The sequence below is a fragment of the Corynebacterium sp. genome, from assembly GCF_012837295.1.
Lineage (GTDB): Bacteria > Actinomycetota > Actinomycetes > Mycobacteriales > Mycobacteriaceae > Corynebacterium.
Genome location: NZ_DURI01000063.1, coordinates 1 through 8,811, shown reverse-complemented (window position 1 = coordinate 8,811; position 8,811 = coordinate 1). Strand labels below are relative to the sequence as shown.

At 66.0% G+C, this 8,811-nt stretch carries 8 protein-coding genes; 5 read left to right on the top strand and 3 right to left on the bottom strand.

Annotated elements, in window-relative coordinates; translation table 11 throughout:
• Positions 1-346, bottom strand: a 346-nt coding sequence (locus tag GX015_RS02300) for a SulP family inorganic anion transporter (protein ID WP_291342478.1), incomplete at its 3' end; no start/stop codon positions are given.
• Between the two features lie 271 nt (positions 347-617).
• Between GX015_RS02300 and GX015_RS02295 the strand changes: the two genes are divergently transcribed.
• Positions 618-1,025: a MerR family transcriptional regulator gene (locus GX015_RS02295; protein ID WP_120984189.1), complete on the top strand. Its 408-nt coding sequence runs from the start codon at positions 618-620 to the stop codon at positions 1,023-1,025.
• Here GX015_RS02295 and GX015_RS02290 read toward each other — a convergent pair.
• The gene (locus tag GX015_RS02290) at positions 1,012-4,533 is read right to left on the bottom strand and encodes an exonuclease domain-containing protein (protein WP_291342476.1); all 3,522 of its coding nucleotides are present in this window, start codon (positions 4,531-4,533) and stop codon (positions 1,012-1,014) included. The genes GX015_RS02295 and GX015_RS02290 overlap by 14 nt on opposite strands.
• 188 nt (positions 4,534-4,721) lie before the next feature.
• Between GX015_RS02290 and GX015_RS02285 the strand changes: the two genes are divergently transcribed.
• Positions 4,722-6,572 (top strand): DUF262 domain-containing protein, encoded by a 1,851-nt coding sequence (locus GX015_RS02285; RefSeq protein ID WP_168937345.1) that lies wholly within the window; start codon positions 4,722-4,724, stop codon positions 6,570-6,572.
• A gap of 95 nt (positions 6,573-6,667) precedes the next feature.
• On the opposite strand, the gene GX015_RS02280 is transcribed toward GX015_RS02285, so the two are convergent.
• A complete protein-coding gene (locus GX015_RS02280) occupies positions 6,668-7,165 on the bottom strand; it encodes a DUF1801 domain-containing protein (protein WP_291342475.1) in 498 nt (165 codons plus the stop codon).
• Positions 7,166-7,286: 121 nt separating this feature from the next.
• On the opposite strand from GX015_RS02280, the gene GX015_RS02275 reads away from it, so the two are divergent.
• The 3 genes from GX015_RS02275 to GX015_RS02265 form a co-directional block, all read left to right on the top strand.
• Complete coding sequence (locus tag GX015_RS02275) at positions 7,287-7,541, top strand: PLDc N-terminal domain-containing protein (protein WP_278827333.1); 255 nt, start codon at positions 7,287-7,289, stop codon at positions 7,539-7,541.
• Between the two features lie 48 nt (positions 7,542-7,589).
• Complete coding sequence (locus tag GX015_RS02270) at positions 7,590-8,429, top strand: pirin family protein (RefSeq protein ID WP_291342474.1); 840 nt, start codon at positions 7,590-7,592, stop codon at positions 8,427-8,429.
• Between the two features lie 49 nt (positions 8,430-8,478).
• On the top strand, positions 8,479-8,811 hold a 333-nt coding region (locus tag GX015_RS02265; protein WP_291342472.1), incomplete at its 3' end, for a Gfo/Idh/MocA family oxidoreductase.

Here is an 8,811-nt window from a genome sequence, read left to right as displayed (position 1 = left end):
GGTCGCGCACGAGCGGCACGATGACCAGCGCGATCGAACCGGCCGCGCCGGAAATCATGGCCGGCCGACCGCCGGTGAACGCGATGGTCACCGCAACCGCGAAGGACGCGAACAGACCCAGCCGCGGATCGACGCCGGCGACGATGGAAAACGAGATCGCCTCCGGGATCAGCGCCAGCGCGACGACGAGGCCGCCGAAGACCTCCTTGCGCAGCCGCACCGGCGAGGAGAACGCGAACTTGAACGAGTCCACGACGCCGATGGGCGCGTCGGGCTCGGCGTTCGGCTGCGGGTTGTTCTGCTTGACGACGCCGCCCTGGGCGACTCCATCGGCGCTGTTCGTCATTGACGGCCTTCCGGATCGAGACAATGGGGACGATCCGCCGCAGCCAACCCTCCCCCTACGTGAGAATCGAACCTACCGTAGCGGTAGAGTTCGCCCGCGACCAATCGGGAGCGGCGCCCTGGGTAGCATCGGGGCGAAAGCCCGGACCACGGTTCGAACGCGGCGGAAGGAGGAGCACATGACCGGCACGGATGGCGGTACCGAAATCGGCACCGGCAGTGACGTTGACAACGGCGTTGACAGCAACCTCGACAGCGGCCGCGAAAGCGCCATGACGGACGCCACGCCGCTGATGAAGATCGGCGAGGTCGCCGAGCGCACCTCATTGTCGATCCGCAGCCTCCGCCACTACGACGAGCTCGGCCTGGCCAGCCCGTCGGCCCACTCCCCCGGCGGTTTCCGCCTGTACACGGAGGCCGACGTCGAACGCCTGCTGACCATCCGCCGCATGAAGCCCCTCGGGTTCCCGCTGGATCGGATGCGCGAGTTCGCCCGCGCCGTCGATCGGCTTCACGACGATCCCCGCGACGCCGAGGCAACCGACGTCGTGGAGTCGATCCGCGTGGAAACGGCCGAACGCCTGCGCAAACTGCGCAAGCATCTGGCCTATGCCGAGGAGTTCGCCGACATCGTCGATGCGGTGGCGGCCTCGGGCATCTCCGGCGTCACAGCTCCCTGACCAGTTCGGCAAGGTCCTCGTCGCGCCGGTGCCGCAGCCGCGACACGGTCTTGCGGCGGGCGGCGTCGGCCGGCAAATCAATCGCTTCGCTCACCACGGCGAGCACCTCCTCGACCTCGGCGTCGGCGGCGCAGAGGTCGTCGAGGCCGGTGGCGTTGAGCAGCTCGGCGGCACCCGTCAGCCCGTCCTTCCGGTCGGTCGCCGGCACGACGTCGAACTCGTCGCCGAACACGAGCCACACGCGATCGCCCTCGACGCACTCGAGGTCGGCCATGAAGCGGGAAATGGTTCCGGTGGTCGTCGTATTCCCCATCCACGACAGCCTCTGCGGCCCGAGTCGGCTGGGCAATTCCAGCGCCCGGCCGTAACGGAGGCCATGGACCGCAACGACGCCGCCCGGAATCCCGCTGCCGGAACCCCGGAGATGATCCCGCGTGACGGTGACCAGCAGGCTCCAGGAGCCATCCCGCAGGTACAGGCCCTTCGATTCCTCGGGAGTGGCGCTGATGTCGATTTCGTCGAGATTCTCGGTCAGACGAACCATGCCGTCTTCGACGGTGAACTCCGGAGTCGCCGCATACGCATTGACGGAACCACCCTTGACGCCGAATTGTTCCGCTTCCACCACAAGTCGCTCCAAAGAGACCGCGCCGGACTCGGACTCCGCAATTCTCCGCTTCATGAAATCAACGATCGACGTCCACTCTTCCCGTCCCCATTCCGCAAGGGACCACGTGTCCACGGCACAGCGACGGGTCAGCTCGGACGTCGACAAGGCGTTCGCAATCGACCTGCGCGATCGGTCGGGGATCAGCTCCGCCAGCTCAACCGTCGTTAACGGCTCTCCGGCAAGGACCAGCTCGGCGGCCGCACGATCGGGGATGCTCCCGACCTTGGTGAGAATCACGCTTTCGCGAATTTCGTAATTCGAGGTCGCCCTGAGCCGCGCGGACAATACCCCGACGGTGAGTCCGACATCACCGGCGGCCGTGGACGGATCCACGACCCCATAATCGTCGGCGTTCGTGGCGATGGCCTCGGCAATTCGATCGTCAATGTCACCGACCACCAACCATCCCCCGTCCACCCGCCAGCTGGGGCCGCCTCCTTCGACCACGACCGGAAGCAAGTCAAGCAGAGGCGACGACACCGTGTCCGGACGCTCCCCAAGCAGCGGCAACGCCTCGATCACGGTGTCGATCGGCGCGCACGGCCCGAAGCGGGACGCGATGGCGGAATGAATCAGCGCGCAGGCCGGGCCGCCGCCTCGCAGATCGTCGATGAGCGCCGACTCCAACTGACGGACCCGCTCGCGACTGACCCCGAAATCATTTCCCAGCTCCTCGAGCGTCTTTCCTCCGGCAATGCGCCCTTCGACGATGGCGGCGCGGCGCGGGTCGTTCACACCGATGGCCTCGTCGATCTCCGCCAGCGCACGGTTGAAGATGCGCTCGGCCGGATCAGCGGCATCGTCCACCGCGTCGCGGACGACCTCCGGCAGTTCTTGCATCCACGTCTCGTCGCTTGCCGACGGCCAACCGCTCATCAACGCCACCCACCCGGACACGATCTCATCGGCGTCAAGCTCGCCTACCGCGCTGGTGGCGGACTCGCCGTAGATGTCGTAGCGCGATGCGAAGGGATCGTCGACCGCGCCGGCATCGACGCCGTACGCATCATCGCCGTACACATCGTCGGCATACGGATCGGCATCAATCAGCACGACCTCTCCAACTTCCGCATCACCGTCGAGAAGTTCGGCGTCGTCGATGGCCTGCAGCACCGTCGCGTACACGAACGAGCGCAGCTTGACGCGGCCGACGTGGCGCAGTTCCCGGAGGTCCTCCACCGACGCGGCCAGCGGTTCCGGGAACTCGGTGAACCACGTCATGGTCGTTTTCAAGGTGACATCGACACCGTCTGGCCGGGTGGGCGGCGCCAGCACCGGGGACATCGCGTGCAGCGGAACGTCCGGGCGGAACGACAGCCACGATTCGACGATGCCGGCGGCGTCGGCGCGGGTCTCCGGCACATCCGCCAACCACGGGAAGATCCGGCCCAAATCAAGGGCCACCGTCTCCTCGAAGGCCGTATCCGCTCCCCCGTCGGCGTCGACGACCGGGACCGAGCCTTCCGGCGCGGCGCCCTCGGACGCCACGGCCTCCGGTGCCGTCGTCTGCGGTGCGGCCATCTCGGCGAGCGCCTTGGCGAACTCGCGCTCGCCGATGACCGGCACCCCGAGCTCACGGGCCCGTTCCGCCTTGCCCGATCGCGAGGCGACGTCCGCCGCAACGACGACGCGGCTGCGCTTGCACACTCCGCCGACGTCGAGCCCGGCCGCAGTGGCCCGGCGCGCCCATTCTTCGCGCGGGATCGCCATGGCCCCGGTGAACGTCACGCGATCACCCGGGCTCAGATGGATTCCACCGGCGAGATCACCGTCGGTGCCTTCACCGGTACCCCCGCTCCGTCCACCGGTGTCGCCGCCGTCCCGGCGCACCACCCGCCACGTGCCCAGGGGTTCGGCCAACCACACCGACGCCGTCGCCCGCCCGACGGACAGTTCGTCGGCGATGGTCAGCAACTGCTCCCGCTCCTCCGGGGTGACCACGCCATCCGCCCACGCCTCGATGGACACCTGTTTCAGGTACAGCTCGTGGAGCTCGGCGACGTCGTCGTCGGAAAGCTCGAGCGCGTGTGCAGTGTCCAGCAGTTGGGCGACTTCGTCGTCGTCGAGGCGGTGGTCGACCATCGCGTCGGCCAACAGCGCCATGTACTGGTCAGCCGCCTCATCGCCAATGCCCGGAGCGGCGTCGGTGATCCGGCGCATCCACTCGTCGGTGCCGGCGTCGCCGTCCTCCTCGCGGCCCCCACCTTCCGTGCCTTCCGAATCCTCGCCGAACAGCCCATCGTCACGGACCAGCAACGGCGCCGTCGACGCGGGCAGGACGGCAAGATCGAAGTCGTCGAGGACCAGGGGCTCCACCGCGGCGAGGTCGTCGGTCATCCACGGCAGCATGTATTCGAGCAGGCACGCGGTGGCGTCGGCGTCGGCCAGCGCCGTGTGCGCTGCGGCGTTCGTGACGCCGATGGATTCCAGGCAGGCGGCGAGCTTGTGCGACGGGCCCGGCAGAATCCCCTTCGCCGCGCGCAACGTGTCCAGCAACCAGGTGCCGTCCTCCGGCAACTGCAGCCCCGCGCGCGCGAACTCCTGGGACAGAAACCGCTTCTCGAACGACGCATTGTGGGCCACGACCACGCGACCGTTGAGAAGATCGGCCAACCGCAGCGCGATGTCCTCGAACTGCGGCGCCTGCACCAAATCAGAGGCGGTGATCCCGTGCACGAACCCGTTGTCGAACCCACGGTTCGGCTGCAGCAGGGTCCGCCATCGCTTTTCGACGCGCCCGGCCGGGTCAGTCAATACGACCCCCACCTCGATGATCCTGTCCGAATTGGAAAAGCCGGTGGTTTCCAGGTCGATGACGGCGAAGGAATGGTTGCTCATGGGGTGGGGCCTCGGCGGTTTCTCGTGGGGTCGGCGCGGGTCGATGAGTGAACGTCCCAACCTCTGGTTATATCCCAGTCGAACACGCCGGGAGCCCTGCGTCGCCCGGATGGGGGCACGGGAATTGCAGACCTCACCTAACCTGGCATTAAGCACTCAAACCAATCGACTCGACGAGGACCAGGCCCATGGGATTCGAGACTCCCCAGTACCCGCTTTCCGATCTACTTCGAAAGGTGGAAACCGGCGAGATCCAACTTCCTGACTTCCAGCGCGGTTACAAGTGGGACGAGGAACGGATTCGCGCCCTACTGGTCACGGTGCTCCGTGGTTACCCGATGGGATCACTGATGGCACTGGACACCTCGAATTCGATGGTCCGGTTCAAGCCTCGCCCGATCACTGGTGCGCCTGCGAGTGCCGCGAAGACCGATCCTTCACTGTTGATCCTCGACGGCCAACAGCGCCTCACGTCCTTGTATCAGTCGCTGTGGGGCGACGGGATCGTGGACACGGAAACGGATCGCCGGAAGAAGGTGCAGCGCCGGTACTTCCTCGACATTCGCAAAGCTCTCGATGCCGATGAGATTCCCGATGACGCGGTATTCATGACTCCCCCGGACGGCGTGATCCGCTCGAATTTCAACCGGGACATCGAACTCGACCTGTCCACGGAAGATAAGTGGGTCAGCCACCGCTGCATCCCGATGTCGTCGATCTTCACAGGCGAGATTCATTCGATGATGACTCAGTTTGCTCTGGCAGACGGCAACATGGAGATCCAGTCCAAGTTCTCGTCGCAGATCCTCAACTCTCTTCTCCAGTACCGCCTACCTGCAATCAAGCTCGACAAGGACACCCCCAAGGGAGCGGTCGCGACGGTGTTCGAGAAGGTCAACACAGGCGGCCTGCCTCTCAACGTCTTCGAGTTGCTTACCGCGACCTTCGCCGGCGACGGGCAGTACTTCGAAGAAAATGGCCATGACTTCCGGCTCGTCGATGATTGGAAAAAGACGGAGGAAATCCTCGCCACGAGCCCGGTTCTCGAGTACGTAGGGCGATCCGAATTCCTCACGGCGGTCACCTTGTTGGTCAATCATGACGGGCCGAACCGTACCTCCGCGCGCCGCGACGATATTCTCCGGCTCGACCTACGCGATTATGTGGCTGCCGCCGACCGAATCCGGGACTCCCTGAAGTGGGTCGCAGCATTCCTCAAGCGCAACCGCATTCACACGGCCTTCGATATCCCCTACGGCACCCAGTTGATTCCGCTGCTCACCATCCGGGCGATCCTCGGCAATCAGGCGGATATCCACGGCGTCTTCGAACGGATCTCACAGTGGTATTGGTGCGGCGTCCTCGGTGAGATGTACGGCAGCGCCACCGAGACCCGGTTCGCATGGGACGCAGATGAAGTACCCGCCTGGGCCACGGATGAGACGGGAGAATCGCCGCTTCCCCACACGATCAAACAGTCCTCCTTCGTCGAATCGCGTTTGGTCAGCCTCAAGACCCGTAATGCCGCCGCATACAAGGGCATCTACGCCCTGCTCATGCAGAAGGACTGCCAGGATTGGGCCACGGCACAGAACTTCAACGACGCCACTTTCCTGGACCTTGATGTCGACATCCACCACGTCTTTCCACGAAAATGGTGTGATACCCGCGGCGTTGATCCGCACCTGCGGGACAGCATCGTGAACAAGACGCCTCTCGGCAGATCCACCAACATCGCGATCGGCGGGGCATCTCCCAAGGACTACGTCCCCAAGCTCGAGAAGCGCGCACACATCGACGCAGAGAAACTCGACGACATCATCGCTTCCCACCAGATTGATCCCGAGCTTCTCCGCGCGGAGGATTTCGTGAGCTTCTTCACGGATCGACGGCGTCGAATTCTGGCCCTCGTCGAATCAGCGATGGGCAAGACCGCACAACGCGACATCGACGACACGGAACTCCTCGGCGGGCTCGAAGGTCCGGATGAATTCGAGGAGGAGTCCTCTTTGCCCGAGACAACGGCCGCCGATGCCTGACGGGGCTCCGATCACACCGACTTGACCGGAGAACGACTGCACGGCCGGCCCGTCGTAAAGCGAACCAGCCGCAAGCACCGACCGACCCGCAGGCCCTACTTCTTCCGCGGTTCCCGGACGCCGGTGCCCGGGCGGCCTTGCGCGCGGGACTTTTCGTAGAACGCGATCCATTGCTCGGGCGTGACCTTTTCGGCCAGGCGGCCGATGAGCTCGACCGGCACATGCTCGGGCTTGCGGAAGCGGATGCACGACTTGCCCATGTCGAGTTTGCGGCCGGTGCCCAGGGCCTCGTACTCGGCGACGAACCAGTCGAGCAGCTCGGGATCAGCGTAGACGGCCATATGGTAGATCGAGATGTGGCGCTTCTGGCTCGCAATCGCCAGGAACGGCAGCGGCGTATCCGGGGTGCAGTGGTAGCCGTCCGGGTACGTGGCCAGCGGGACGACCCAGTTCGGCATGCCGGAGTACATGCCCTTGTCGAAGCCGGCGGGCAGGTGGGCGTCGATGGTGTCGACGAGGGCGGTCATGACCTCGCGGCGATCGTCGTCGAGCTCGGCGAGGTACTGGTCGACGGTGGCGGCATCGGATTGCATGGGCCCATTGTGCCGGGAAAGTCTGGGCCGGACTCGGACAGGATCGGCCGAACTCGACCGGACGCGACCGAGCTCCCAGAAAACCCGAGCCGGCTGTCGGTTGCGACGTAAGGTCGGGGGCATGAGCGCGAAGAAGATCGACGTCAAGGATTCCCTGTCCGCCAAGCTCGCGGAGTGGAAGTCGTTCAGCCCCGCAGGCAAGGCCACGGTCATCGCGTCGGTCGTCGCGGAGCTGGCCGCGAAGGCCGGCGTGTGGGCCGATCTGGCCAAGCGGCCGGCGGACAAGGTGCGCGGCCCGAAGTGGCTGTGGGCCGTGCTGAGCTTGGTCAACGGCTTCGGGCCCGGCGCGTACTTCATGCTCGGCCGAAAGAAGTAGAGCCGAGCGGCCCTGGACTTCCGTGGGCGAACCGCTAGGATAGTTGACATGTCACCATCCAGCGAGGTCGCGCCCGCCCCCGACATCCGCATCATCCGCGCCGACGAGCGTTCGACGTGGCGCGATTCGGCGTTGCTGTCGCGGCAGTCCTTCCCCGCCACCGGCAGTTTCGACCTGGAGGGCAACGCGTTCGGGCTGCTCATGGTGCACAACGACGACGTCGTCGCCCCCGGCGAGGGCTTCGACATGCATCAGCACCGCGACGTCGAGCTGGTCACCTGGGTCATGGGCGGCCGCCTGCGCCACCGCGACGACGGCGGCATGGAGGGCTCCGCCGCCGGCACCGAGTCGATCCTGTCACCGGGCATGGCGCAGCGTGTCAGTGCCGGCCGCGGCATCCGACACTCGGAGCTCAATGCCTCCGGATACCTCGACGGCACAAGGCTCCACGTCATCCAGGCGTGGTTGCCGCCGGATGAGCGTGGTGCGACGCCCTCCCACGACGAGGTCGACCTCAACGAGTCCCTCGCCACCGCCGCATCGGCCGACTCCCCCGCCGAGCGCTTGATCCCCGTGGCATCCGGCACTCCGGGCGCCGCGCCGCTGACCATCGGCACCTCCGGCGCGACGCTATGGGCCGGCCGGATTCCCGCGGGCGCCGACTTCACCCTTCCCGCAGCGCGTTTCACGCACTTCTTCGTCGCCAAGGGAACCGTCGAGTTCAACGGCACGTCGCTTTACGACGGCGACGTCGCACGCATCACCTCGACCGCATCGGATTCTGCCGATTTTCCGGCGGTCGGCGCGACGGCCGATTCCCAGTTGAGCGCCATCGCCATCGACGACGCCGAGGTGCTCATCTGGGCGATGGACCGAGCCATCCGCTGAAGCTCGACACCCTGGCGGGCGGCGGAAACCAGCGGTACCGTCGGCGATGATGACCGACATTAACCAGACCTCAGCACCCTTCAATGACCCGTCCGGCACCGGCGCGGCGGACCGCGGTACTTTCCGTTTCGCCGTCGTCGGCCTCGGCCAGATTTCCCAGCAGGCGTTCGTTCCCGCGATCCGCAGCCTCCCCGATGCCGAGATCACCGCAGTGGTGACCGGTTCGGAGGAAAAGGCCGGCGCCGTGTCCGACGACGTCGCGGTGTACGACTACGACGAGTTCCCGCAGCTGCTCGAGCGCGGCGACATCGACGGCATCTACGTGGCCACGCCCGTGTTCCGGCACCGCGAGTTCGCCGAACCCGCGCTCGAGGCGGGCATC